The following is a 24,825-nucleotide window of genomic DNA, read 5'->3' on the forward strand; positions in this document are numbered from 1 at the left end:
GCGATGTTCGTACTGGCTCTCAGGTCGATCCGGCAACGCCCCGGGCGGTTCCTCGCGACGCTGCTGTCCGCCTTCCTGGGGGCGGTGGTCATCATGACGTTCAACTCGATGCACGACACGTCCGGGCAGGCCGGCGTCGACCCGGTCAGCGCGGAGACCCTGGGCACGTCGGCGGGCGTCGTCGGCGGTTACGGGACCCTGCTGGTGTTCTTCGCCGTGGCCTCGACGCTGACGGTCAACGTGCGCCAGCGCACCGCCGAGCTGGAGCTGCTGCGCTGCTCGGGGGCGACCCCGGCGCAGATCAAGCGGATGGTCGTGGGTGAGGCGGTGGCCGTGGCCCTGGTGGGCGCGGTGCTCGCCGTCGGCCCGGCGATGCTCGGTGGACGGGCGCTGCTGGGCATGTTCCACGACAGCGGCCAGGTGGCGCGGTCCGTGGACTACACCTTCGGGCCCGTCGCGCTGGCGAGCGGCGTGTCCATCACCCTGCTGGCGTCCGCGGGCGCCGCGTTCCTGGCGGTGCGGCGCCTGACCCGCGGTGGCCGGGAGCGGACCGGCGCGAAGCGGTTCCTGGCCGGTGCGGCGCTGGTCACCGGTGCCTCGGCGGCCGGTGCCACGTTCCTGTTCTCCGCGACCGACGAGATGCTGATGGCGGCACCGGCCTACGGGGCGATCCTGCTGTCGGTCGGTTTCGCGCTGCTGTCGCCGCGACTGCTGAAGGGCGTGCTCGACCGGCTGCCGCTGAACGGCGCGAGCGGCTGGCTGGCCGTGCGCAACCTGCGTGAGCGGGCGAGTCACCTGGCCGGGATCCTGGTCTCGCTGATCCTGTTCACCGCGGTGTCGACGGCGACGATCACCATGCAGTCGGTGGAGAGCGACGCGGTGAAGGCCTCGGGTCTGGTCAAGTCGGTCGACGCCAAGAACCTGGAGACGCTGAACCTCACGGTGGTCGGCATCATCGCGGTGTTCGTGTGCGTGATGCTGATCAACTCGCTCTACGCGGCGACGACGTACCGCTCGCGCGAATTCGGTCAGCAGCGGCTGGCGGGAGCGACGCCGGGGCAGGTGCTGGGCGTGGTCGGCGCCGAGGGCGTGATCCTCACGGTCACGGGGGTGTTCTTCGGCACGGTGGCCGCGCTGGCCGGTGTGGTGCCGTTCACGGTGGTCCGCACCGACGCGGTGCTGCCGGACCAGTTCCCCGGTGTGTGGCTCGCGATGGTGGCGCTGGCGGCGACGGTGACGCTGGGGACGAGCCTGGGCACGGCCCGGCGGGTGCTGCGGACGCCGGCGGTGGGGGCGGTGACGCCGGCCGCCTGAGCGGCGAGGAGGAGAGGGAAAAGGGGAAGGGGGCGACTGCCGTGGCGGTCGCCCCCTCTCGTGTGCCGGCGGGCGCGCTAGTCGGCCTTGGCGTACTCCTTCGCCATGCTGCCCGCGAAGTCGTACACGACGCACTGTCCGTCGCCCACGACCCAGGCGTCGTGGCCCGGCGAGCAGACGAAGACGTCGCCGGGGCCCACCTCGCTCTCGGTGCCGTCGTCCATGCGGACGTGCATGCGTCCCTCGACCACGTAGCAGTTGTGGTGGATCATGCAGCTGTCGGTGCCCGCGATCGGCGCCACGGACTCCGACCAGCGCCAGCCCGGTTCGAAGGTGGCGACGGCGAAGTCGAGCCCTTCCATGTGCACGGCCTCGATGTGCCCGCGGGGGAAATCGCGCCGCTCGTCCGGCTTGTCGAGCGTCTTTGCCTCCAGCATGACGCTCCTCCTTTCCCTGTCCCCACCACTCCATCGTCCGCCTGTCAACTCGGCGGCGCCATCCGGGGGACGCGCGCGGCTCAGCGGGGCGCGCCGCAGAGTTCGGCGAACCGGGCGGCGTCCACGTTGCCGCCGGAGAGGATCACGCCGACGCGGGGCGGCAGGGCGTCGATCCGGCCGTTCAGGAGGGCGGCCAGCGGGGTGGCGCCGCTGGGTTCGAGGACGGTCTTCAGCCGTTCGAAGGCGAACCGCATCGCGTCCCGGATCTCGCCGTCGGACACGAGCACGATCCCGTCGAGCAGGCGCCGGTTGAGGGAGAACGTCAGCTCGCCGGGGGTGGGCAGGGCCTGGCCGTCGGCGATGGTGCGCGGGACCGGCACCGTGACCCGCCGGCCCGCGGCCAGGGAGCGCCTGGTGTCGTCCCCGGCCTCCGGCTCGACACCGATCACCCGGGTGCCGGGGTGCAGGGCCTTGACCGCGGTGGCGCTCCCGGCGATCAGTCCGCCGCCGCCTACCGGGGCGACCAGCGCGTCCAGCTCCCCCGTCTCCTCGACCAGTTCGAGGGCGGCGGTGCCCTGGCCCGCGATGACGTGCGGGTGCTCGTAGGGCGGGATCAGGGTCAGTCCGCGGTCGGCGGCCAGCGCTTCGGCGACGGCCACGCGGTCGCCGGTGTAGCGGTCGTAGGTGACGATCTCGGCGCCGTAGCCCGCGGTGGCGGCCCGCTTGGAGGGGGGCGCGTCCTCGGGCATCACGATCACCGCGGTCGTGCCCAGTTCGCGCGCGGCCAGGGCGACCGCCTGGGCGTGGTTGCCCGAGGAGTAGGCGGCGACACCTCTGGAGAGCTGCTCCGGGGTGAGGCGGGAGGCCGCGTTGTAGGCGCCGCGGAACTTGAACGCGCCGACCCGCTGGTGGTTCTCGCACTTGAGGAAGACCTCGGCGCCGACGAGGGCGTCCAGGGTGCGCGAGCGCAGCACCGGGGTGCGGTGCGCGACGCCCGCCAGGCGGGCCGCGGCGGAGCGGACGTCGTCGAGGGTGACCGGCGGTGTGGTGGTCGTCACGGGTGTCCTCAGGGGGTGTCGGCGGCCGGGCCGGTGTCGGCGCGGGCCTGGGAGAGGTAGTGGTAGGCGGAGGCGCGGGAGATGCCGAGCCGGGTGGCGACGTGCTCGACCGAGCGGCGTACGGCGAACACTCCGCGCCCGTCGAGGTCGCGGAACAGCTGGAGCCGCCGGTCCCGGTCCAGCGCCGCCCAGCTGGTGTCGCGGCGCAGCGGGTGGGCGTCCACGATGGCGTCGACCACGGCGTCGATGTCGTCGCCGAAGGTGGTCGCCGGTACCTGGGCGGGGGTGCGGGCGGTCCCGGCGAGGGCGCCGAGGAGGGCGTGGGCCCGGTCGACGGCGGTGACGTCCAGGTTGACGCACAGGGCTCCGAACACGGCGCCCGAGGAGTCGCGCAGCACCATGGTGGAGGACTTGAGCAGGGTGCCGCCGGCCGTGCGGGTGACGTAGTTCAGCTCGTCGTGCGCCTCGTCGCCGCGGGCCAGCACGCGCATGCCGATCTCACTCATCGCCCCGCCCACCGTCCGCCCGGTCACCGACCCCGCGACGGCCACGACCGAGCGCTCGGGGCGCCGGTAGTCGTGCAGCACCGCCTCGCAGACCGGTCCGAACGTCGCGGCGATCCCGTCGACGACGGGGCGCAGCGCGGCGAGGACGGCGTCACGTTCGGCGTCCAGTGCGGGTTCGTTCATGCGAGTCAGATTACACGTCCAGCCATTGGACGAGGAGTCCAAGGAGAGTGTCGTTCGGCATCGGGGCGCGATCCGCTGTTCGACCACTGCGGCCCCGGGGCCGCTGCACTGCACCCCGGGCGCCGGACGGATCGCCCCGGTTCCTGGACGTCGAGCCGCTCAGGCTGCTCGGCGCGCTCGACATCGCGCTGCCCGCCCTCCGGGCGGGAACTGCGGGAGTGCATGACCCGGCACGGGTATGTCTCCCGCTACTACGAGGCCAATCCCGCCGACGACTACTGGACCTTCCGGTGGACCGACACGGCACTGCTCGGCGGCCTCGCCCTCGCCCTCGTCACGGTCCTTCTGCTGCGCCGCCGGGTCTGACACCCGGACCGGCGCCTGTCACTGTCCGAGTCCCCCGTACGGAGGTCGTTCCCCCCATGGCCAAGGACGCCAAGTCCCCGAAGAAGCTGCGCAGCAACCGTGCCGCGCTCACGCACAAGGTCGGGTACGCGCTGCGCCACCCCGAGCGCGTCGGCCCCTACGTCCGCCGGGCCGGCCGGGACGCGTGGCTGCGGGTCAAGCACCCCGACCACGTCGGCTACTACCGGGCGGTGATGGCCTCCGACACCCGGCGCAGCCCCGAGGCCGCGGTCGGCAGCCGGACGCACGACCGCTGGCTGGCCCTCGGGCAGATGCAGTTCGACTACCTGGTCGAGCACGGGCTGCGCCCCGAGCACCGCATGCTCGACATCGGCTGCGGCAACCTGCGCGGCGGCTGGCGGTTCATCGACCACCTCGACACCGGCCACTACTACGGCATCGACATCTCGCCGGACATCCTGATCGCCGCCAAGAAGATCCTGACCGAGCGCGGACTCCAGGCCAAGCTGCCCCACCTGACCCTCACCGGGGACCTGCGGCTGGAGTTCCTGCCCGACGACCACTTCGACGTCGTCCACGCGCACAGCGTCTTCTCGCACTCGCCGCTGAACGTCATCGACGAGTGCCTGGCGCACGTCGGGCGCGTCCTGACGGACACCGGGTTCTTCGACTTCACCTTCGACCGGACGGAGGACACCGAGCACCAGGTGCTCCGCGAGGACTTCTACTACCGCACGGACACGCTGCTCACCCTGGCCGCCCAGCACAACCTGCACGCGCGGTTCATGGAGGACTGGGAGAAGCGGCCGCACGGCCAGTCCAAGATCCGGGTGAGCCGCTCACCGCTGCCGTCGTAGGCGGCCGATCGAGCGACCCGGGGGCCGGACGGTCCGCCCGGCCCCTACGGGCGTGGGTCGACGCGCCGCCAGGCGGGCCGGGAACCCGCGCCCCGGCGGCCGGCCGCGGCCGCGCGGCGCGGGCGGACCCGGCGGACGCTGTCGCCCTCGTCCCACCAGCGGCCGGCGGCCGCCACCTCGTAGCGCCGTGTCCCGGCCATGGCTGCCGGGTCCCCCGGAGGGACCGCACCCACCCGCGCGTACCTCCTCCTGTGTGATCACTCCGCAAGCCCTGCCCGTTTAAGGCGTTTTGTCTGCTTAGCATGCGGGGTCCGCGCATCGCCCCGTTGTACGAGAGGACACCAGATGGCGCCCACGGGCCGACCCAGCGCACTGGCCGAGCACGCCTTCTCCCCCCACGACGCCGTGCTGGGCGCCGCCGCCCGGCACCTCGGCCGAAGGCGCTTCCTCACCGTGACCGCGGCCGCCGCCGCGCTCGCCTTCTCCACCAACCTGCCGGCCCGCGGCGCGGTCGCCGCGCCCGAACGCACCGCCCGGATCAGCAAGGACCCCTTCACCCTCGGTGTCGCCTCCGGCGACCCGCTGCCGGACTCGGTGCTGCTGTGGACCAGGCTGGCCCCCGAGCCGTTCCTCGAGGACGGCGGCATGGGCACGGAGCGGGTCACCGTGGAGTGGGAGGTGGCCCTGGACGAGTACTTCGCGGCCGTCCTGTCCCGGGGCACCGCCGACGCGCACGCCGAGTACAACCACAGCGTCCACGTCGACGTGAAGGGCCTGACACCGGGGACCGTCTACTACTACCGCTTCCGTGCCGGGGCGTGGCTCAGCCCTGCCGGCCGCACCCGCACCGCCCCCGCGGCGGGCAGCGTCACCCCGTCGCTGAAGCTCGCCGCGGTCGCCTGCCAGGCCTACCAGGACGGCTACTACACGGTGCTCCGCCACGTCTCCCAGGACGACGTCGACGTGGTGTTCCACCTCGGCGACTACCTGTACGAGTACGCGGTGAACTCCGAGGGCGGGGAGCGCCGATACACCGACATCACGCTGCCCGACGTCTTCAACCGCGAGACGATGACCCTCGCGGACTACCGGCTGCGCTACTCGCTCTACAAGAGCGACGAGGACCTGCGGGCCGCACACGCGGCGCACCCGTTCGTCGTCGCCTGGGACGACCACGAGACCGAGAACAACTACGCGGGCGGCATCCCGGAGAACGACATCCCGCCGTCCGAGTTCCTGCTGCGCCGGGCCGCCGCGTACCGCGCGTACTGGGAGAACCAGCCGCTGCGCGCCGCCCAGCTGCCGCAGGGTCCCGACGCGCGGCTGTACCGCCGGCTGCACTGGGGCACGCTCGCCCAGTTCGACATCCTGGACACCCGCCAGTACCGCTCCGACCAGGCCTACGACGACCGGCCGCACGCCCCCGGGGCCGAGTCGGACGACCCGGCGCGCACCATCACCGGCGCCGCGCAGGAGCAGTGGCTGCTCGACGGCTGGAAGGGCTCGACCGCGCTGTGGAACGTGATGCCCCAGCAGGTGTGCTTCTCCCAGCGCAAGTTCGACGTGACCGCCGACGCCGCGCTCTCCATGGACGCCTGGGACGGCTACCGGGCCTCGCGGGGCCGGGTGGTCGCCGGGGCGAAGGCCGCCGGGGTCGAGAACTGGCTGATCCTCACCGGCGACGTGCACGTGGGTTACGCCCTCGACGTCAAGGAGGACTTCGACGACCCGGCCTCCGCCACCGTCGGCACGGAGGTCACCTGCACCTCGGTGGCCAGCGGCCGGGACGGCGTGGAGCAGCCCGCCAACTGGGACCTGTATCTCAAGGCCAACCCGCACATGAAGTTCTACAACGGCAAGCGCGGCTACGTCCGGGCCGAACTCGGCCGTCAGGCCGCCCACCTCGACTTCAGGACGGTCTCCGCCATCAGCACGCCCGGCGCCCCGGTGACCACGGCCGCGTCCTTCGTCACCGAGGCGGGCGAACCGGGGCTGAAGCCCGCCTGACCCGGGTCCGACCGGCGGGAGGGCGGGCGTCCGCGTACTGCACATGGCACCCACGGCGTCCCCCATAGCGCGAAACAGTCCGGGGTCGGGCATCGCCGCGGAACTTTGCGGCAAGGCCTGTGACTTCGTCGCGGGCGCACCGTGACCCACGGTCGCCCACCACAACACCGCTGTCTCGCACAGCGTCCGAAGGAGGCACATCGCATGGTCGGCAGACATGCCGCGCGCAGCCGCCGCGCAGCCCTCACCGCGCTCGGCGCCCTGGTTCTGACCGCACTGCCCTCGGCCGCCTCGGCGGCGCCGCCGCCGGTTCCCGGACCGCGGCCCGCCGTGGCCCGCACGCCCGACGCCGCCACCGCGCCGGCGCGCATGCTGAGCGCGATGGAGCGCGACCTGAGGCTGGCGCCCGGACAGGCGGCGGCCCGGCTGGTCAACGAGGCGGAGGCGGGCACCCGCGCGGGCATGCTGCGCAACACGCTGGGCGACCGCTTCGCCGGTGCCTGGGTGAGCGGGGCGACCTCCGCCGAGCTGACCGTCGCCACCACCGACGCAGCGGACACCGCGGCCATCGAGGCGCAGGGCGCCGAGGCCGCCGTCGTGGGCCGGAACCTCGCCGAGCTGCGCGCGGTCAAGGAGAAGCTGGACGCCGCCGCCGTCCGCGCCCGGACCCGGCAGACGCCCGTCTGGTACGTCGACGTGAAGACCAACCGGGTCACGGTCCAGGCGACCGGCGAGCAGGCCGCGGCCGACTTCGTCGAGGCCGCCGGTGTGCCGGCCGAGGACGTGGGCGTCCGCGTCTCGCCGGACCAGCCGCGGGTGCTGGAGGACCTGGTGGGCGGCGACGCCTACTACATCAACGACCAGGCCCGTTGCTCCATCGGCTTCTCCGTCACCAAGGACGACCAGGAGGGCTTCGCCACGGCCGGGCACTGCGGCGACCCGGGCGCCACCACCACCGGGTTCAACGAGGCCGACCAGGGCACCTTCCAGGCCTCCACCTTCCCCGGCAAGGACATGGCCTGGGTGGGCGTCAACTCCGGCTGGACCGCCACGCCGGACGTGAAGGCCGAGGGCGGCGAGAAGATCCAGCTCGCCGGGTCGGTGGAGGCGCTCGTGGGTGCCTCGGTGTGCCGTTCCGGTTCGACCACGGGATGGCACTGCGGCACGATCCAGCAGCACGACACGAGTGTCACCTACCCGGAGGGCACCGTCGACGGGCTGACCGAGACCACGGTGTGCGCCGAACCCGGCGACTCCGGCGGCCCCTTCGTGTCGGGCGTCCAGGCGCAGGGCACCACGTCCGGCGGCTCCGGCGACTGCACCAACGGCGGGACCACCTTCTACCAGCCGATCAATCCGCTGCTCAGCGACTTCGGCCTCACTCTGAAGACCACCTCCGCCGCGGCTCAGACACCCGCGCCGCAGGACAACGCGGCGGCGGACGCGTGGACCGCGGGCCGGGTCTACGAGGTCGGCACCACCGTCTCCTTCGACGGCGTGCGCTACCGCTGCCTGCAGAGCCACCAGGCCCAGGGCGCCGGGTCACCGGCGAGCGCCCCGGCCCTGTGGCAGCGGGTCTGACGGACATTCGTCCGGCGCGGGTCCGCCCGAAGCGGCCCCGCGCCGGCCCGTGTCCCGGCGGCCTACCCCTGCGCGAGGAGCGCGTAGGCGGTGGCGACGAAGGGGTCCCGGGCGCGGAACCTGCGGGTGCACACGGCGGCCAGGGCCGTGTCCGTGTCGGGCCGGAAGCCCAGGAACGCCTGCTGGCCCAGGGTGGCGCCGCTGTGGAAGTACATCGGCCCGCCGTCCGTGGGGTGCCGGAACCACCCCACCGTGTGCACGTGCCGGTGTCCGAGTCCGCGCCGGAGCACCGGCACCCGCACCGCCCGCAGTGCGCCGGCGGCCGGTGAGCGGTCCGGGTCCAGGTGCGCCTCGAGGAAGGTGAGCAGGTCGTTGGGTGTGGACCGGACGGCTCCGGCGGCCTGGAAGCCGCCCGCGTCGAAGGGCGGCACGGGGGTGCGGCCGTCCTTGCGGTGGCCCACGGCGTCGGTCCCGGGGCCCTGTGCCCGCAGGACGGTGCCGTTGAGGCCGAGGGCGCGCAGCACCTGTCCGGTGATCAGGTCCTCCCAGGCGGTGCCGGTGGTCGCGGCGAGGGCGTGGCCGAGCACGGAGACGCCGTAGTTGGAGTAGTGCCAGCGGGTTCCGGGGCGGTGCTTCGGCTCCTGGCGCAGGAAGGTGTCGGTCAGGTCCTCGGCCGGGTAGCGGGCGTAGGGGTTGGTGTGCCAGGCGGGCAGGCCCCGGCGTACGAAGCCGGCCGGCAGGGCGGGCAGCCCCGACGTGTGGGTGATCAGGTGCGCGAGTGTCACGGGGTGCGGGCCGGGCGTCCTGCCGGGGTCCAGGCAGCCGGCGGCCGACTCTCCGCCGGTGAGCACGCCGCGCCGGATCAGGCGCGTCAGCAGCAGCGCGGCGAACGTCTTGGACGCCGACCCGATCTCGTAGCGCAGGTCCTCGCGGGGTACGGCGGGCGCCGGGGCGGTGCCGCCGGCGTACAGGGTGCGGCGGCCGCGCCGGGAGACGGCGAAGACGACGTCGGGCGCGTCGCAGGCGTGCGCGGCCTCGGTCAGCCGCTCGCGCAGCGCCGTGTCGTCGGCCGGTACCTGCTCCGGCGGGGCGTGCTCCTCGGTGTCGGGGGCGCCCGGCCAGGGCGTCTGAGGGCCCGTCACGACGCGGAGTGCGCCAGCTCGGTGAGGGCGCGGGAGGTGGCCAGCTGGGAGGCGAAGGCGGCGACGAGCGTCGGGTGGTAGACGATGTCGAACACCTCGTCGGGGTCGCCCTCGGGCATGTCGCGGATGGCGGGCATGGCGCCGTCGGGCTGCTGGGCGGCGGCGAACGCCTCCCAGGCCCGTTCGTCGAGGGCCGGTTCGGGCAGACAGGCGTCGACCACGAGGAGTTCGCCGAGCAGGTCCCAGCGTTCCAGGTCCGTCCAGTCGTCGATCCAGCTCGGCAGCCAGGCCGTGAGGTAGTCGGCGACGTGCGGTGGCAGGCCGGTGGGGTTCTCGCCCCAGTCGGTGAGGTGGAAGACGGCGTGGGTGATGTCGTAGGCGATGTGGCCCTCGACCGTCCAGGGTTCGGGGGTGCGGGCCAGCCAGGTGTCGCTCAGTGCCTCGGCCTCGGACGGGTGCGGGGTCAGGCCGAAGCGGCGCTGGAACGTGGCCAGGCCCAGTCTTCGGGTGGGGGTCCGCTCGAAGGCCCCCCAGCTGTCCAGCCGGTGGTTGAGGACGGCGGCCCGCTCCAGCTCGGGCTGGCTGTAACCCAGTTCCCTGAAGGGCAGGTACACCTCGAAGGGGATGGACGAGATCGGTTCCGTGCGCTGGCCGCGCACCAGCATGCGGCCGCCGTCCAGGCTCTCGCGCCAGACGTGGTCGAGGAGCCGTCGGGCCAGTTCGCTCTGCCGGGAGCCGGCCACGCCCTCGCGGAAGAGCACCTTGCAGATCAGGGCCAGTTCGCCGATCGGCTTGAAGCGCTGGAGGAAACCCACCTCCGGGTCCGCGTCGGGCTCCAGCCGGAAGCCGTCCCGGTGGGCCCACAGCCATTCCAGGGCGCGGGCCCCGACGGTGTGCATCAGGCGCGTGGCGGTCATCCGAGCGCTCCTTGTCCGCCGAGGTGTACGTGGGTGAGGGTCGCCGCGAACGCGGCCATGAGGGTGGAGTGGTAGCAGTGGGTGAAGTCGTCGGCGGGGGCCGCGGCCACCTCGGGCAGGGCGCCCGACGGGTGCCGGGCCGCCGCGAGGCGCTGCCATGCCTCCTCGAGCGCGGGCGGGTCGAGGGAGCCGGGCACGCTCGCCGCCACGGCGAGCAGTTCGCAGCTCAGGTCCCACAGGCCGGCGTCCAGGCAGGTGTCGAGCCAGGGCGGCAGCCACTGCGTCAGATACTGCGCGAGACGGGCCGGGACGCCGGCCGGACCGGCCCGGCCCCAGTCGGTGAGGTGGAAGACGACATGGGTGAGGGCGTATCCGGCGGACCGTTCGAAGGTCCACGGTTCGGGCAGGCCGCCCAGCCAGGTGCCGTCCCGTACGGCGTCGGGATCTCCGGACCGGGTGATGCCGCTGTGGCGTTCGGCCGCCAGGACGCCGAGGCGACGGGTCGGGTCCTGCTCGGTGAGCCGCCAGCCCCGGGTGCGGGCCACCGTGGCGGCGGCCCTCTCGTAGTCGCGGTGGCGCAGCCCGGCCGCGGCGAAGGCGGCGTAGACCTCCAGCGGGTACGTCGCGAAGGGCTCCTGGCGTTGCAGCGCGGTCAGGAGCGCGCCCCGTCCGGTCTGGTCCCAGGCGTGCGCCAGCAGGTCGCGGGCGCGGGTGTGCAGGGGGTCCGCGGGGCTGGTGAGCGCGGCCACGGTGGCGCACACCTGGGCGAGTTCGCCGAGTGGTTTCCAGGTGCGGTCGACCTCGGCGTGCGCGGCGAGGGCGTCGTCGCCCAGGGTGAACGCGTCGCGGTGCGCGTCCGCCCAGGCCAGTGCCGTGTCCGCCACGTCCCGTACGCTCCGGACCGCCTCCCGGACGGGCGCGGCGCTCACACGAGTGCTCCGGCCCGCAGCAGCCGGGCGGCCCGTACCTGGATGCCCACCTGCGGGTCGCCGTCGGCCATGAGTTCCACGAAGTCCAGCCCGGACTCGAGGCCGAGGGTCTGAGGGACGCCGTCCAGCAGGGTCAGCCAGCGGCCGGCGCCGGCCGCCTGGAGCCAGTCCCGGCGGCGGACCGCGCGGACGAAGCCGCGGGCCAGGTCGAGGGGGCGCTGCCGGGCCACGCGGGCCACGGCGCATTCCTCGCCGGGGAGGGCGAGCGGGGCCAGGACGGCGAGTTGGTGGCTCAGGGTCCGCCAGTCGGCGACGTCGAGCCAGCCGGCGGCGGGTTCGGGACCGGCCGGGCCGGGCCCCGCGGACCGGTGCAGGGCCCGGGTCATCGCCCAGTGGCTCCACACCACGGTGGGCGCGGCGTCGGCACGCGGCGGGTAGCTCTCCACGGCCCGGCGGAACAGGGCGAGTTCGGCCTCGCCCGGGCGGGTGCCGAAGAGAAGGTGCGGCAGCAGGAAGTCGGCTCCCAGAACCCGCACGGCGGCCGGTGCGAAGCCGTCGGTGCCGGTGGCCGGCGACAGGTCCCCGGACACCGGGCCGTGGCCCCCGCTGCTGAGAGCGGAGGCCACGCCGGTTGCCAACTCCCGCACCGCGTCCTTCAGGAAGGACGAAGTGCTTGGCTGGTGCATTCACTGCTCCTGTCGGTCGGTCAGCCCTTCTTCGGGCGCGGGGTCGGCGGCGACAGCAGCAGGCCGTAGTCGCCGCCCGCCAGGGCCAGTGCCGCGCACTCGCGGCTGTCGCGGAAGACGCCTTCCGCCTCGGCCGGGTCGAGCGCCGCGTCGATGTCGATGTTCGGGGTGCGGGTGATCTCTTCGGTCACCGTCTCCTTGGAAGGCATGTCACCATCTCCCTCTGGTCGGCCAAAAGCCTTCACACCACAGGTGTCCCCGTACTCACAAAACCATGCCTATCTCTCAGAAAACTCATGAGATAACTTTTTCAACAAATAGCGCAAACCAGACATCACTGGCTTCGCCGCAACCGCCACACGTGGTCCTCACGGTGGCCTTCGACACCGTCGGGCGAGGTGCTGGCACGGCGGACGGTCTCGCGGGTCTCGACGGTCCATCCGCCGTCCGGCAGGGCGAGGTCGGCCAGCACGCCGTCCAGGGTGGGGAACTCCGCGTCGAACGGGGGTTCGGTCTGCCAGGACGGCCAGCCGGCGTGCAGGACGAGCAGGAGAGTGCCGCCGGGGGCGACGGCGGCCGCCGCGCGGCGCAGGACCCCCCGCTGGTCCAGGGCGACCGGCGACTGCAGGTAGTGCGCGCTCACCAGGTCGAAGGTGCCCTCCGGGAACGAGTCGCCCAACTCGTGCCGCTGCCAGGCGACACGGTCCCCGACACCGGCCTCGGCCGCGTGCACGGCAGCGCGTTCGAGGGCCGTGACGGCGATGTCCACGCCGGTGACCCGCCAGCCCTGGGCGGCCAGCCACACGGCGTCGCCGCCCTCGCCGCAGCCGAGGTCCAGGGCGGTGCCGGGCGTCAGGGCGGCCGCCTCGCGCACCAGCAGCTCGTTGGGGCGGCCGCTCCACACGCGGCCGGAGTCGCGGTAGCGGGCCTCCCAGAATTCCGCGGCGGGAGCCGGCGCGGGGGTGTCGGTCATGGTGCCTCCTGGGGCGGGGGTCGTCTGCTCGGTGGGAGGCGCGCGAGCGGCGCGCCCCGTGTGCAGGCTGCCCCGGCCGGGCCGGCGACGCCAAAAGTCTTTGCCGGTACCGCAAATCCGGCGCCGGCGCAGCGGTCCGTCAGCGCGTGAGCGCCTCCGCGTCGCCGCCGGTGCTGTCGGTGCCGTCGGTGCTGTCGGTGCGCACCCACACCGCCCGGCGCGGGAAGGGGATCTCGACGCCCGCCTCGTCCAGTGCCTCCTTGACCCGGCGGCGCAGTTCGCGGGTGACGCCCCACTGCTGGAGCGGCACCGTCTTGACGGCGAGGCGTACCAGGACCCCGTCGGCGTCCAGGGACTGCACGCCCCACACCGCGGGGTCCTCCAGCAGGACGTCCGCGAAGTCCGGCTCCTCGCGCAGCGCGCGGCCGGTCTCCTCCAGCACGCGGTGGACGGTGTCGAGGTTCGCGTCGTGGGACACGGCGACGTCCAGGACGGCCCGGGCCCATTCCTGGCTGTCGTTGCGGACGCGCAGGATCTCGCCGTTGCGGATGTGCCACAGGCCGCCGTTGAGGTCGCGGACATGGGTGAGGCGCAGGCCGACGTGCTCCACCTCGCCGACGGCCTCGCCGAGGTCGACCGAGTCGCCGACGCCGTACTGGTCCTCGACCATGATGAGCAGCCCGGACAGGTAGTCCGCGACCAGGCTCTGGGCACCGAAACCGATGGCCAGACCGACCACCCCGGCGCTGGCCAGCAGCGGGCCGAGGGCGATGCCGACCTGGTCGAGCACCATGGCCACGCCGACCATGAACAGCACGATGGTGACGGCGCTGCTGAGCACCGAGCCGATGGTGCGGGCCCGCTGTTCGCGGCGCTGCCGTGCCCGGGACCGGTCGCGGTGCAGGACGGCGGCGCCGCGCGACGGCCTGCGGGGGCGGCTGCGTTCGGCCTCGCCCGCCGACGGTTCCAGGACCCGCTGGACGACCCGGGTGATGGCCCGCTTGGCCACCGCGCGCAGCACGAGCAGGATCACGACGATGAGCGCGATGCGCAGCGGTATCCCGATCAGTGCGGTGGTGTGGTCGCCGATCCAGTCCGACCACGAGCCCGCCAGTCGCGGGTTCGAGTCCTGGGCGGCGGACGGGGAGGTGTGCGACATCGGCTCGGCTGCTCCGTTCCTCGGGGGTGTCTTGTCCGTCGTCGGGGCCGCCTACCCGTCCGCCGCGCGAACATGACGGCTTTCACCGGCGCCCGTCCGGGCACCCGCAGGGGGTCGTCCCTCGGTGGAAGGGGTCCCCGGCGTGGTCATCGTTGCCGTCCTGCTGCTGCCCGCACTGGGTCTGCTGTTGTTCACCATGACGTATCTGGAGGACCGCCTGTTCGGTGATCCGGCGCCGCCCCGGCACGCCCGGCGCCGGCATCTGCGTCTCCTCCCGGGCGGCGGAAGCGGCGCGGAGCGCGGTCCCGGCACGGAGCGCGGTCCCGGCGCGGGCCGGGTGTCCGACCGCGACGCCGCGTGACACGGCTCTCCGGCGTGCCGGAGAGCGGTGGCGGCCCGCCGCACGCACCCCGCCGAACGGCCGGCCGGCCCGCCGGGCGATGCTGGTGCGCACGGGACACACGTGGCACGGCCGAGGAGAGTGGATGGACGCCGGGGAACAGCACGACGCGGACGACGAGTTCGTCCGGTTCTGGCAGGAGCGCCGGGTGTGCTTCCTGTCGACGCCGCGGGCCGACGGCACGCCGCACCTGGTTCCGGTCGGGGTGACGTACGACCACGCCACCCGCACGGCGCGGGTGATCACGAGCCGGGACACCGCGAAGGCACGCAACGTGCGGCGGACCGCCGGGACGGTCGTCGCCGTGGGCCAGGTGGACGGCCGGCGCTGGTCCACGCTGGAGGGCGTCGCCTCCGTGCTCGACGACGCCGGGGCGGTCCATGACGCGGAGACCCGCTACGCGGCCCGCTACCGGCAGCCCCGGGCGAACCCGGAGCGGGTCGTCATCGAGATCGACGTACGGCGCTTCCTCGGCACGGTGCGCCCCGCGGAGCGGCGTCCGAAGGCGTGAGGAGCGGGGCGGTTCAGTCCCGCCCCGCCCGGGTCCGGTGTCCGAGCCGCCCGGGCCACCAGGCGACGGCGCCGATGTCGCGGGCGAGCGCCGGGACCAGCAGGGAGCGCACCACCAGCGTGTCCAGCAGGACGCCGAAGGCCACGATGAAGGCGATCTGCAGCAGGAAGGCCAGCGGAATCACCCCGAGCGCGGCGAAGGTGGCGGCGAGGACCACGCCGGCCGAGGTGATCACGCCGCCGGTGGCGGTCAGCCCGCGCAGGATGCCCTCGCGCACGCCGTGGCGCAGCGCTTCCTCCCGTACCCGGGACATGAGGAAGATGTTGTAGTCAACGCCCAGGGCCACCAGGAAGACGAAGCCGTACAGCGGGACGGAGGCGTCGGTGCCGCTGAAGCCGAACACATGGGTGAAGACGAGCGCCGAGACGCCCAGGGTGGCCAGGAAGTTCAGCGCCACGGTCGCGACCAGCAGGACGGGCAGCAGCAGGGAGCGCAGCAGCAGGATCAGGACGACCAGGATGATGGCGAGGACCACCGGCACGATGAGTGTGCGGTCCTCGCCCGCGGTCTGCTGGGTGTCGTACTGCTGGGCGGTGTAGCCGCCGACGAGGGCGTCCGCCCCGGCGACCTCGTGGACGGCGGCCCGCAGCCGGACCACCGTGCTCTTGGCGGCGTCGCTGTCGGCGGGCGCCTCGAGCGTCGCGTCGATGCGTACGCGTCCGTCGACCACCAGGGGCGTACCGGCGCCGGGGCGGCCGGAGTCGGTCACCGGGTCGGCCGAGGCGACGCCGCCGGTGTCGCGGGCGGCCCGGAGGACCGGGCCGAGACGGTCGGCCTCGGCGATGACGACGGCCGGGTTGCCGGAACCGCCGGGGAAGTGCTCGGCGAGGGTCTGCTGGGCGGCGACCGAGGGCGTGTCGTTCACGAAGATCTCGTCGAGCGGGACGCCCTTGGAGCTCAGGGTCGGCGCGAAGGCGGCGCAGGCGAGCAGCGCGGCCAGCGAGGCGGCCCAGATGCGGCGCGGAGCGCGGTCCACGAGCGCGGCGACGCGGTGCCACAGCCGGTGTCCGGCCTCCGGGTCGCCGGTCCGCACCGGCTTGGCCGGCCAGTAGGCGACCTTGCCGAGCAGCACCAGGACGGCGGGCAGGAAGGTGAGCGTGCTCAGCACCGAGCAGACGATGCCGATGGCACCCACGGGTCCGAGCGCGCGGTTGTTGGTCAGGTCGCTGAGCAGCAGCGCCAGCAGGCCGAGCGCGACGGTGGCCGCACTGGCGACGACGGCGCCCCAGGAGTCGCGCAGCGCGGCGCGCACGGCGCCGAAGCGGTCCGGACGGCGGGCGAGCTCCTCGCGGAAGCGGGCGGTGAGCAGCAGCGCGTAGTCGGTGGCGGCGCCGATGACCAGGATGGAGAGGATGCCCTGGACCTGTCCGTCGACGCGTACGACGTCGCGGTCGGCCAGGGCGTAGACGATGGCGCACGACAGGGCCAGTGCGAAGACCGCGCTCAGGATGATGACCAGGGGCAGCAGCACGCTGCGGTAGACGAGCAGCAGGATCACCAGGACGGTGATCAGCGCGACGGCGAGCAGCAGGCCGTCGATGCCCGCGAAGGCGTCGGAGAGGTCGGCCCGGGAGGCCGCGGGCCCGGCGAGCTGAGCCCGGGTGCCGGGGACCTGTCCGGCGGCTTCGCCGATGTCCGCCAGCACCTCCGGGAGCCGTTCGCCGAGGTCCGGTTCGACCTGGACGACGGCCTGGAGTGCCCGGCCGTCGTCCGAGGGGAGCGCGGGGCTCGCGGATCCGACGATCCCCGGGTCGCCCTGGAGGGCCGCGACCGAACGGGTGGCGGCCTGCTGGTGCGCGGTGACCGTGGCGTCGCCGTTGCCGTCGGCGGTCCAGACGACGATCACGGGGAGCGTCTCGTCCTGCTGGAAGGCCTGCTGCGCTTCGACGACCCGCGTGGACTCCGCGCTTCGGGGCAGGAAGGAGGCCTGGTCGTTGGTGGCGACCTCGCCGAGCTTGCCGGCGTAGGGGCCGAGGGCTCCGCCGACGACGAGCCAGACCAGGAGGAGAAGGACCGGGACGAGCCATCGGGCGCGTCGGGGACCTCGGGACGCTCGGGAGGGGGTGGACATCGGTGTCGGGTCTCCAAATCTCGGGCGGCGCTGGCACCAAATGCGGCTCGATCATAAACAATCTCAATCATCGAGTTACCTTCGGGTGCGGTCGCAGTTCCGGACGGCGCGCCACACCGCCGTCCGTCAAGGCGGCGCCGGGCTCAGCGGTCGTCCGACGCCACGTGGCCCAGCTCCTCGTTCATCGCCGCCAGGAAGCGGGCCACGACGGCCAGCTCGTCGTCGTCGAACCGTGCGCGGGCGGCCACGGCGGCGTCGGCCAGCGGACGGAAGTACCGTCGGGCCGCCTCGCGGGCCTCGGGCACGTAGTGCAGGTGGACGACCCGACGGTCGGCGCTCTCCCGGACCCGGCGCACGTGTCCGGCGCGCTCGAGCCGGTCCACGCAGGCCGTCACCGCGCCGGAGGTCAGCCCCAGGTGCCGGCGCAGCCGTCCCGGCGTCATGGGTTCGGGCGCGTCCAGGATCGCCGCGAGGGCCTGGATGTCGGTGGCGTGCAGCGTGTGGGCACCGGCGAAACCGTGCACGACGCGGTTGATCTCGCCGTTCATCCGCCTCAGCTGGACGGCGAGGACGTGCAGGTCGCTCGCCTCGGGGCCGGGTCCGGTCCCCCGCTCGTGCGCGTACTGTCCACGCTGGTTCGCTGTCGCCACGTGATCAGCGTATAGAAGGGTCGATCCGGGCCGGGACGCGTCAACGGCGTCCCGTTCGGGGGAAGGGGTCACGGTGACGGCCGACCCGCGAGCGACGGAGCCGGATGAGCCAGGCAGCCGAAGGACCCGGTAGGACGAGCGGCGAGGGTGCCGGGGTCTCCGCCGGGGCCGGCGCGCCCCACCACGGGACACTCCGCGCCCGGGCGGGCGCGAGCGCACCGACCGGGCGCGGAGGTGGCCAGCGCGTCCCCGCGCCGGGGGCCCGTCGGTCCGGTACCGTCGCCCGCCCGACACTCCCTGAGAGGCGCGCCATGGCCACGTCGGTCGTCCTGTTCACCCGCGATCTGCGGCTGCACGACCATCCGCCGCTGCGTGCTGCCCTGGACCGCTCCGAGGCCGTGGTGCCGTTGTTCGTCCGCGACCGGGCCGTGGACGCCGCCGGATTCGCCGCGCCCAACCGGCTCGCCCTCCTCGCCGACTGTCTGCGGGACCTGGACTCCGGGCTGCGCGACCGGGGCGGGCGCCTGGTCGTCCGCTCCGGCGACCTGGTCGACGAGGTGTGCGCGGTGGCCGCGGAGGCGGAGGCCGACGAGGTGCACCTGGCGGCCGACGTCAGCGCGCACGCGCACCGGCGCGAGGAACTCCTGCGGTCCGCCCTCGCGGCGCGGGGCTGCCGGCTGCACGTGCACGACGCCGTGACCACCGTGCTGGCCCCGGGATCCGTCACCCCGGCCTCCTCCGACCACTTCGCGGTGTTCACGCCGTACTTCCGGCGCTGGAGCGAGCGTTCCGTCCGTGAGCCGCTGGCCGCCCCGCGCGGGGTCCGGGTCCCGGACGGCGTCGGCTCGGAGCCGCTGCCCGCCCGAGGGGACCCGACGGGACTGTCCCCGGGGCTGCCGGCCGGTGGGGAACGGGACGCCAGGAAGCGTCTGACGGCGTGGCTGCGCGGCGGCATCGACGGCTACGCCGACCACCACGACGACCTGGCCGGCGACGCCACCTCCCGGCTCTCCCCCGACCTGCACCTCGGCGCCCTCTCCCCCGTCGAGCTGGTCCACCGGGCCCGGCGTGCGGGCGGCCCCGGAGCCGAGGCGTTCGTGCGGCAGCTGGCCTGGCGGGACTTCCACCACCAGGTGCTGGCCGCCCGCCCGCACACCTCGGCCGCCGACTACCGCACCCGGCACGACCGCTGGCGCACCGGCGCGGCCGCCGAGGCGGACGCCGCCGCCTGGCGGGACGGACGCACGGGCTACCCGGTCGTGGACGCCGCCATGCGCCAGCTGCGGCACGAGGGGTGGATGCACAACCGGGGCCGCCTGCTGACCGCCAGTTTCCTCACCAAGACGCTGTACGTGGACTGGCGGGTCGGCGCCCGGCACTTCCTGGAGCTGCTCGTCGACGGCGACGTGGCCAACAACCAGCTGAACTGGCAGTGGGCCGCGGGCACCGGTACCGACACCCGACCGCACCGCGTCCTCAACCCCACCACACAGGCACGGCGGTTCGACCCCGACGGGGCGTACGTCCGGCGCTGGGTGCCCGAGCTGGCGGGGCTGGCGGGCCGCTCGGTGCACGAGCCCTGGCGGCTGCCGGAGGCGGAGCGGGCCGCGTACGACGCCTATCCGGAGCCGATCGTCGACCTCTCCGAGGGACTGGACCGCTTCAGGCGGGCCCGCGGACGCGACTGAACCCCGGGCCGCGGGCGGGAGAGACCGTCAGCCGCGGGGGCCGTCCGGGCGGGAGGTGTGGTCCGGGTGGTTCCGGGTCCGGCGGACCTCCTTCAGCTCCGCCTCGTACAGGTGGCGGCGGCCCTCGGCGAGGCGCGCCACCGCATCCCGCTCCAGGTCCCGGAACGGCTGGTAGTACGTCCGGTCGTAGGCGTCGACGATCTGGAACGTCCAGTGGCCGGGGATGACGTTGCGGCCCAGGATCTCGGTGCGCACCCGCTCCGCCAGCTCCGGGTGCCCCGCGGCGCGCAGCAGCTCGACGGCGCGGTCGAGTTCGAAGTCCGCCGAGCCGGTGTGCTGGTGGAAGGCGAACAGGTGGCCGCGGGCGCACTCGGTCGTCTCCAGGGCCTTGGACAGGGACCCGAGGGCCTCGACGGTCTCGTCGCTGACGCCCTCGGGGCGCCGGTGCGGGTCGTCATTCATGGTGGGCCAGGGGGTCGTGGCCCCAGTTCATCAGCGAGTACCGCCACCGGGTGTCCTCGACGTCGCCCGGCGGGCGCTGGGCCAGGTGACGGCGGACGTAGCCGACGACCTTGCGCATGTGCTCGTAGTCGTCGTCGGAGAGGTCGCCCCTGTTCTTGTGCAGGATCTCGACGATCCGGCGTCCCGACGCGTGGCCCACGGACTCGCCGCCGTCCTGGTGGTGCCCGGCGTCGCGCGACTCGTCGGTGTCGAGCCACCGGTCCAGTCCCGCCGGCGTCATGTTCACCAGTTCGCGAGAGGCGTCCCGGGTCCGGTCCTGCTCGTTGCCGTCCATGGCGCCTCACCTCTTCTTCGGCGCGGACGGCTTGTGCACCGCCGACCGGCCCGACCTGTCGCTGCGGACCTGGTACTGCGGGTCGTCGGCGGAGGCGTCCACGGTGCGGCCGGCCGCCTCGGCGCGCTCGGTGATCCTCCTCTCCACCTCCCCCTCGGTGCGGGAGCCGTGGCTGCTCCAGGTGGCCTTGTCGCCCTTCTTCAGGCGGTCGCCGTCGTCGCGGTCCTTCGCCATCGTGGTGCTCCTTCGCCTGCGCGCCCACCCTCGGCATTCGGGCCAGCTGGGTTCCCAGCCGGGGGCGTCCCACTCGGGCGGGGCAGTGATTCGCCGCCGAACTATCCTGGTCGCGGCCCCGGCGCCGGCCGTCCGGGCCCGCCGTCGTCCTCGTCCTCGTCAGCGCCGTCGTTCCAGGAGCAGCCCGTTGAACACCAGCACAGCGACCCCGGACAGCTACTACGAGCGGATCGACGAGCACCGCTACAAGCCGACCCGGCACGCGGGCGGGGCGTGGAGCTCGGACGAGCAGCACTTCAGTCCGCTCGGGGGGCTGATCGTCCACGCCGTGGACCGCCATCTGGCGGGTCGTGCCGGTGCGGGCATGTCACTGAGCCGGATCAGCTTCGACATCCTGGGCCGCCCGGCACTCGACGAGTGCGAGATACGGGTGGAGACCGTCCGGCCGGGACGCACCATCGAGCTGGTCGAGGCGACCGCGCTCATAGCGGACCGGTCGGTGGCGCGGGCCAGGGCGTGGCTGCTGGCCGACGGGGACACGAGCGCCGTCGCCGGTGGCGGTGCCGACCGGCTCGCCCCGCCGGACACCCTGGCCCGCTGGCCGATGGAGACCGAGTGGCCCGGCGGATACATCGCCTCCCTGGACGTACGACCGCTCGCCCCGCCCCGGCCGGGTCGCACCGCCGCCTGGATCTCCACCGGCCTCGATCTGGTCGCCGGGGAGAGCGCGAGCCCGCTGGCCTCCTACGTCGCGCTGGTGGACACGGCCAACGGCATCGCCGTGCGTCAGTCGCCGCGGGAGTGGATGTTCCCGAACGTCGATCTGACCCTGCACCTGCACCGTGCGCCGCGGGGGCGCTGGACCGGCCTGGACACCACGGTCGTCTTCGGGCCCACCGGTCAGGGCGTCACCAGCACCGTGCTGCACGACCTGGACGGCCCCGTGGGGCACGCCCAGCAGCTGCTGACCGTCCGTCCGCAGCCCTGAGGGAGCCCTGCCGGTCCCGCTGGGCGGGTCAGCTCCGGCCCGCGGGCGGATCGGCGAGGATGCCCTCCAGCAGCCCGGTGGCCTGGCCGACCTCGATCAGGTATCCGTCGGGGTCGCGCAGGTAGCACCGCAGCTCGGCCTTCCGGTCGATCGGCGGGGTGAGGAACTCGGCGCCCAGCGCACTCCACTCACGGTGGCAGCGCTCGATGTCGGCCACCCGGATGTTGAGGAAGCTCGTGGCCGTCCCGGGGTCGTCCGGCGGGCGCAGGGTGACGTCGGGTTTGTCCGGCGTCGGTCCCCCGCCCGGGTTCATGATGATCCAGCTGTTCGCGAGCTTGACGATGCACGGGTTCTCCGCGAGCACGACCTCGCCGCCGAGCACCTCGGAGTAGAAGGCTCGCGAGCGCGGCACGTCGGCCACGGTGAGGAAGTGGGTGAGCAGCAGTCCCGACTCCGGTGCCGGCAGGTCTTCACGGCGCATTCCTGGACCCCCACGCTCTTGTGACGGGTTTCGGGTTTCCTTCGACATGCCCACCATGGACCGGACCCGGCCGGCCGGAAAGACGATCAAGAGGGCCTGAGGACCAGCCGCCCCCGCACCTCGCCGGCCTCCAGCCTGCGGTGGGCCTCGGCCGTCATCGACAGCGGCAGCCGGTCGGCGATGCGCGGGCGCCACGGGGTGTCCGCGAGGACGCCCGCGACGCCCCGCGCCGCCTCGGCGAGGTCGGCGGTCGTGGCGTTGCTGATCGCGAACCCGACGATGCTCGCGTCCTTGGTGTAGAGCCCGCCCACGGACAGTGCGGCCGGCCCGGTGCCCAGTCCCACCATCGCGACCAGCCGCCCGCCCGGCGCCAGCGAGTCCACGGCGTCGGCGAGGACCCCGTGCCCGGACGTGTCCAGGTGCACGTCGTAGCCGTCGGGGGCGGCCCCGCGCACGCGCGCTTCGAGGTCGGGCGCGCGGTGGTCGAGGACCTCGGCGGCGCCCAGGCCCCGCACCTCCGCGGCGTCCTCCGCACGCGCCGTGGCGACCACGCGGGCTCCGGCCCGGGCGGCCAGGGCGACGGCGGCGCCGCCCACGTTCCCGGCGCCGCCCCCGACGTACACGGTCTCCCCCGCCCGCAGCCGGCCGTGCCGGAACAGCGCGAGCCAGGCCGAGGCCGCCGGGTGGGCGGCCGCCACGAGGTGCTCCGCGTCGATGCCGGACGGCGCCGGGTAGAGGCGTTCGGCGGCGACCGTCGCGTACTGGGCGAAGGAACCCTGGCGGCCCGCGTGGCCCAGACTGTTGCACCACACCCGCTGCCCGGCCGTGAAGCCCGCGGCGCCGGGCCCGGCCACGGCGACCTCGCCCACCAGGTCGCGGCCGACGACGAAGGGCAGCGGCAGCGGTGTGGCGTACGCACCGGACCGTACGAAGGTGTCCACGGGGTTGGCGGCCACCGCCGCCACCCGCACGAGCACGTCCGTGGGGCCCACGGGCGGCACGGGGAGTTCTCCCTGGCGGACGGCGTCGGCCGGTCCGACGGCGTCGATGTACGCCGCCCGCATCGTTTCCGGGGCTGTGCCGCTCATGGCCTCATGCTACGAACCGCCCGGTGGCGGCGCAGCCGCGAGCCGCCGAAGCGGGGCGGGAGCAGGGAGTACTACAGCGCCACGTCGCCGCACAGGTGCACCTCGACGCCCAGCTCGGCGAAGAGGGCGGCCTTGGCCCGCAGCGCCCGGTCGGCGGTGGCCGCGTCGGGCGCGTAGACGACGTTGAGGTGGTTGGCGCGGTGGCGGGCCATGAACTGGTCGCGGGTGACGCCGTGCAGGACCGCGTGCATGATCGGCCACTGCGGGTTGGTGGCGTCCAGCCGGCGCCGGGTCTCCTCCTCGGGCAGCTCGACGGCGCTCGCGCGGCCGAGGTCGACGTGGAGGCGGCCGTCCATCAGGAAGACGCGCGACCAGACGATCTCGCCGGGCTTGGAGACCCCGCTGAGGGTGCCGCCGCCGAGCGGGAAGAACATCGGCGGCTGCCGCATGCTGTACGACTTGTCGTAGCCGCCGTGGTGGGAGGCGGGGACGGAGCCGGAGATCTCGAAGACCCAGACGAAGCGGCCGTCGTACTCCTCGCCCCAGCGGATGTCGTGCAGCGTGGTGGCCGGGTCGAGGCCCATCGCCGTCCAGATGCGGTTGGTGACCAGGGAGTCGACGGCGACGCCCTCGTCGACCTCGTTGAAGTGCGGGAGCGGCGCGCCGGCGTACAGCTCGCGGGCGCCGTCGCGGCTGCGCACCGGCGGGCGCTGGACGTTGTTCAGCAGGCCCTCGGCGAGGTCGCTGGCCGGGACGGTGTCCTTGAGACCCTGCTGGTACTGGATGCCGACCGCGTCGAGTCCGAAGTCGTCGGAGATGCGCAGTGCGGCGATGTACATCCTGAACTGGCTGAGCAGTTGGGCGTCGGTGAGTTCGGTGGCCTCGTCGGTCCCGGTGTGGAAGGTCATGCCGGCGTCGTCGAGCCAGGTGCGGACGGCCTGGGCCTCCTCGTCGGCGACCTTGTTCATCTCCGCGACCAGGGCGCTCTGCGAGAGGCGTTCCTTGTAGATGCCGAGAGGATTGAGGAACTCGTCGTCGATGATCGCGTTGTACATGCCCATGCAGCCCTCGTCGAAGACGCCGATGATCGCCTTCTCCTCGCGCAGCTGCCGGGCGAGGGCCGTGCCCAGTTCGGTCTCGGCGTCCTTCGGCAGCGGGGGCAGGGGCCGGACGTGGCTGGTGTCATGGGTCAGGGTGCCCGTCTCCAGCCAGGTCCGCAGGCCATCGCGCGCCCACGCGTCGGTGAAGTCGGGGCTCCACAGCACCGAGTAGTCGATGCCCGCCTTGGTGAGGCTGCCGGCCAGGCCCAGCAGGCCGACCAGGCCCGGGTACTCACCGCTCCAGTTGGCCACGACCAGGATCGGTCCGCGGTGGTCGCGGAGTCCGGCGAGGACGTGATGGCTGTACTGCCACACGGCCTCGACGACGATCAGCGGGGCGTCCCTGGGCAGGTTCTTGAAGACCTCGATGCCGGCGCGCTGACTGTCGATGAACCCGTGGCCCTTGACCTCGTCGACCGGGTGGCCGCGGCGCACCCCGCGGCCCAGGGAGGCGAGGGCGGCCGAGAGGTCCTTCTCCAGCTTCTCCTGGGTGGGCCAGCAGGTGGTGTTGGCGGCCGGGCGGAGATCGCCGCTGGTCACGGTGTATACGGTGGCCGGCTCGGCGGCCGGCGGCTCGTGGAGTACGGGCAGGGTGTACGCGGTCATGCGGTCTCCGTAGGTTGTGCGTCCGGCCGGTGGGGGC

Annotated in this window: 28 protein-coding genes; 9 read left to right on the plus strand and 19 right to left on the minus strand. The window is 73.8% G+C overall.

Features of this window, described 5'->3' with window-relative positions; all coding sequences use genetic code 11:
• Nucleotides 1-3: 3 nt before the first annotated feature.
• Entirely contained in the window at nucleotides 4-1,314 is a 1,311-nt protein-coding gene (locus C4J65_RS00385; protein WP_115740524.1) for an ABC transporter permease, read from the plus strand.
• A 77-nt stretch (nucleotides 1,315-1,391) separates the two neighbouring features.
• Here the strand turns inward: C4J65_RS00385 and C4J65_RS00390 are convergent, their stop codons facing one another.
• The 3 genes from C4J65_RS00390 to C4J65_RS00400 form a co-directional block, all read right to left on the minus strand.
• Nucleotides 1,392-1,751 (minus strand): cupin domain-containing protein, encoded by a 360-nt coding sequence (locus C4J65_RS00390; RefSeq protein ID WP_007389344.1) that lies wholly within the window; start codon nucleotides 1,749-1,751, stop codon nucleotides 1,392-1,394.
• Nucleotides 1,752-1,831: 80 nt separating this feature from the next.
• On the minus strand, nucleotides 1,832-2,809 hold the full coding sequence (locus tag C4J65_RS00395) for a pyridoxal-phosphate dependent enzyme (RefSeq protein WP_115740525.1): 978 nt from the start codon (nucleotides 2,807-2,809) through the stop codon (nucleotides 1,832-1,834).
• Nucleotides 2,810-2,817: 8 nt separating this feature from the next.
• On the minus strand, nucleotides 2,818-3,498 hold the full coding sequence (locus C4J65_RS00400) for a PAS domain-containing protein (protein ID WP_115740526.1): 681 nt from the start codon (nucleotides 3,496-3,498) through the stop codon (nucleotides 2,818-2,820).
• Between the two features lie 222 nt (nucleotides 3,499-3,720).
• On the opposite strand from C4J65_RS00400, the gene C4J65_RS00405 reads away from it, so the two are divergent.
• Both C4J65_RS00405 and C4J65_RS00410 read left to right on the plus strand, forming a co-directional pair.
• Nucleotides 3,721-3,864 carry a hypothetical protein gene (locus C4J65_RS00405; protein ID WP_240330354.1) on the plus strand — a complete coding sequence of 48 codons (144 nt, stop codon included), beginning with the start codon at nucleotides 3,721-3,723 and terminating at the stop codon, nucleotides 3,862-3,864.
• A 56-nt stretch (nucleotides 3,865-3,920) separates the two neighbouring features.
• Complete coding sequence (locus C4J65_RS00410; protein ID WP_115740527.1) at nucleotides 3,921-4,721, plus strand: class I SAM-dependent methyltransferase; 801 nt, start codon at nucleotides 3,921-3,923, stop codon at nucleotides 4,719-4,721.
• Between the two features lie 44 nt (nucleotides 4,722-4,765).
• On the opposite strand, the gene C4J65_RS00415 is transcribed toward C4J65_RS00410, so the two are convergent.
• Nucleotides 4,766-4,921 (minus strand): hypothetical protein, encoded by a 156-nt coding sequence (locus tag C4J65_RS00415; RefSeq protein WP_205350937.1) that lies wholly within the window; start codon nucleotides 4,919-4,921, stop codon nucleotides 4,766-4,768.
• A 145-nt stretch (nucleotides 4,922-5,066) separates the two neighbouring features.
• Here C4J65_RS00415 and C4J65_RS00420 point away from each other — a divergent pair, with 145 nt between their 5' ends.
• Together C4J65_RS00420 and C4J65_RS00425 are read left to right on the plus strand one after the other, a co-directional pair.
• Nucleotides 5,067-6,728: an alkaline phosphatase D family protein gene (locus tag C4J65_RS00420; RefSeq protein ID WP_115740529.1), complete on the plus strand. Its 1,662-nt coding sequence runs from the start codon at nucleotides 5,067-5,069 to the stop codon at nucleotides 6,726-6,728.
• A 204-nt stretch (nucleotides 6,729-6,932) separates the two neighbouring features.
• Entirely contained in the window at nucleotides 6,933-8,309 is a 1,377-nt protein-coding gene (locus C4J65_RS00425; protein ID WP_115740530.1) for an alpha-lytic protease prodomain-containing protein, read from the plus strand.
• 62 nt (nucleotides 8,310-8,371) lie between these two features.
• On the opposite strand, the gene C4J65_RS00430 is transcribed toward C4J65_RS00425, so the two are convergent.
• The 7 genes from C4J65_RS00430 to C4J65_RS00460 all read right to left on the minus strand — a co-directional run bounded on the left by C4J65_RS00430 (nucleotide 8,372) and on the right by C4J65_RS00460 (nucleotide 14,115).
• A complete protein-coding gene (locus C4J65_RS00430) occupies nucleotides 8,372-9,451 on the minus strand; it encodes a serine hydrolase domain-containing protein (protein WP_115740531.1) in 1,080 nt (359 codons plus the stop codon).
• A complete protein-coding gene (locus C4J65_RS00435; protein ID WP_115740532.1) occupies nucleotides 9,448-10,368 on the minus strand; it encodes a hypothetical protein in 921 nt (306 codons plus the stop codon). The genes C4J65_RS00430 and C4J65_RS00435 overlap by 4 nt, the downstream gene beginning before the upstream one ends.
• On the minus strand, nucleotides 10,365-11,297 hold the full coding sequence (locus C4J65_RS00440; protein WP_115740533.1) for a hypothetical protein: 933 nt from the start codon (nucleotides 11,295-11,297) through the stop codon (nucleotides 10,365-10,367). Before C4J65_RS00440 ends, C4J65_RS00435 begins: the two co-directional genes overlap by 4 nt.
• Nucleotides 11,294-11,983, minus strand: a complete 690-nt coding sequence (locus tag C4J65_RS00445; protein WP_115740534.1) for a hypothetical protein — start codon at nucleotides 11,981-11,983, stop codon at nucleotides 11,294-11,296. Before C4J65_RS00445 ends, C4J65_RS00440 begins: the two co-directional genes overlap by 4 nt.
• Before the next feature lie 20 nt (nucleotides 11,984-12,003).
• On the minus strand, nucleotides 12,004-12,192 hold the full coding sequence (locus C4J65_RS00450) for a hypothetical protein (RefSeq protein WP_115740535.1): 189 nt from the start codon (nucleotides 12,190-12,192) through the stop codon (nucleotides 12,004-12,006).
• A 125-nt stretch (nucleotides 12,193-12,317) separates the two neighbouring features.
• Nucleotides 12,318-12,956, minus strand: a complete 639-nt coding sequence (locus C4J65_RS00455; RefSeq protein WP_115740536.1) for a class I SAM-dependent methyltransferase — start codon at nucleotides 12,954-12,956, stop codon at nucleotides 12,318-12,320.
• 139 nt (nucleotides 12,957-13,095) lie between these two features.
• Complete coding sequence (locus tag C4J65_RS00460) at nucleotides 13,096-14,115, minus strand: mechanosensitive ion channel family protein (RefSeq protein WP_115740537.1); 1,020 nt, start codon at nucleotides 14,113-14,115, stop codon at nucleotides 13,096-13,098.
• Between the two features lie 142 nt (nucleotides 14,116-14,257).
• Between C4J65_RS00460 and C4J65_RS35965 the strand changes: the two genes are divergently transcribed.
• Together C4J65_RS35965 and C4J65_RS00470 are read left to right on the plus strand one after the other, a co-directional pair.
• Entirely contained in the window at nucleotides 14,258-14,476 is a 219-nt protein-coding gene (locus C4J65_RS35965; protein ID WP_162832938.1) for a hypothetical protein, read from the plus strand.
• A 124-nt stretch (nucleotides 14,477-14,600) separates the two neighbouring features.
• Nucleotides 14,601-15,026: a PPOX class F420-dependent oxidoreductase gene (locus C4J65_RS00470; RefSeq protein ID WP_115740539.1), complete on the plus strand. Its 426-nt coding sequence runs from the start codon at nucleotides 14,601-14,603 to the stop codon at nucleotides 15,024-15,026.
• A 13-nt stretch (nucleotides 15,027-15,039) separates the two neighbouring features.
• Here the strand turns inward: C4J65_RS00470 and C4J65_RS00475 are convergent, their stop codons facing one another.
• Nucleotides 15,040-17,157 (minus strand): MMPL family transporter, encoded by a 2,118-nt coding sequence (locus C4J65_RS00475; protein ID WP_115740540.1) that lies wholly within the window; start codon nucleotides 17,155-17,157, stop codon nucleotides 15,040-15,042.
• 143 nt (nucleotides 17,158-17,300) lie between these two features.
• A complete protein-coding gene (locus C4J65_RS00480) occupies nucleotides 17,301-17,807 on the minus strand; it encodes a MarR family winged helix-turn-helix transcriptional regulator (protein WP_115740541.1) in 507 nt (168 codons plus the stop codon).
• 311 nt (nucleotides 17,808-18,118) lie between these two features.
• Between C4J65_RS00480 and C4J65_RS00485 the strand changes: the two genes are divergently transcribed.
• Nucleotides 18,119-19,495, plus strand: coding sequence for a deoxyribodipyrimidine photo-lyase (locus tag C4J65_RS00485; RefSeq protein ID WP_115740542.1), 1,377 nt, complete (start codon nucleotides 18,119-18,121; stop codon nucleotides 19,493-19,495).
• Nucleotides 19,496-19,522: 27 nt separating this feature from the next.
• Here the strand turns inward: C4J65_RS00485 and C4J65_RS00490 are convergent, their stop codons facing one another.
• From C4J65_RS00490 to C4J65_RS00500, 3 genes are read right to left on the minus strand one after another with little or no spacing between them, the layout of a single operon-like run.
• A complete protein-coding gene (locus C4J65_RS00490; RefSeq protein ID WP_115740543.1) occupies nucleotides 19,523-19,957 on the minus strand; it encodes a hypothetical protein in 435 nt (144 codons plus the stop codon).
• Nucleotides 19,950-20,291 (minus strand): DUF3140 domain-containing protein, encoded by a 342-nt coding sequence (locus C4J65_RS00495; protein ID WP_115740544.1) that lies wholly within the window; start codon nucleotides 20,289-20,291, stop codon nucleotides 19,950-19,952. The genes C4J65_RS00490 and C4J65_RS00495 overlap by 8 nt, the downstream gene beginning before the upstream one ends.
• Before the next feature lie 6 nt (nucleotides 20,292-20,297).
• Nucleotides 20,298-20,525 carry a DUF2945 domain-containing protein gene (locus C4J65_RS00500; RefSeq protein WP_115740545.1) on the minus strand — a complete coding sequence of 76 codons (228 nt, stop codon included), beginning with the start codon at nucleotides 20,523-20,525 and terminating at the stop codon, nucleotides 20,298-20,300.
• Nucleotides 20,526-20,712: 187 nt separating this feature from the next.
• Between C4J65_RS00500 and C4J65_RS00505 the strand changes: the two genes are divergently transcribed.
• Nucleotides 20,713-21,513, plus strand: a complete 801-nt coding sequence (locus tag C4J65_RS00505; RefSeq protein WP_115740546.1) for a thioesterase family protein — start codon at nucleotides 20,713-20,715, stop codon at nucleotides 21,511-21,513.
• 28 nt (nucleotides 21,514-21,541) lie between these two features.
• Here C4J65_RS00505 and C4J65_RS00510 read toward each other — a convergent pair whose 3' ends face one another.
• From C4J65_RS00510 to C4J65_RS00520, 3 genes are all read right to left on the minus strand, one after another.
• Nucleotides 21,542-21,994, minus strand: a complete 453-nt coding sequence (locus C4J65_RS00510; protein WP_115740547.1) for a VOC family protein — start codon at nucleotides 21,992-21,994, stop codon at nucleotides 21,542-21,544.
• Nucleotides 21,995-22,080: 86 nt separating this feature from the next.
• Complete coding sequence (locus tag C4J65_RS00515) at nucleotides 22,081-23,082, minus strand: NADPH:quinone reductase (RefSeq protein WP_115740548.1); 1,002 nt, start codon at nucleotides 23,080-23,082, stop codon at nucleotides 22,081-22,083.
• A gap of 71 nt (nucleotides 23,083-23,153) precedes the next feature.
• Entirely contained in the window at nucleotides 23,154-24,788 is a 1,635-nt protein-coding gene (locus tag C4J65_RS00520) for a fucose isomerase (protein ID WP_115740549.1), read from the minus strand.
• Nucleotides 24,789-24,825 lie beyond the last annotated feature (37 nt).

This window comes from Streptomyces sp. CB09001 (assembly GCF_003369795.1).
Lineage (GTDB): Bacteria > Actinomycetota > Actinomycetes > Streptomycetales > Streptomycetaceae > Streptomyces.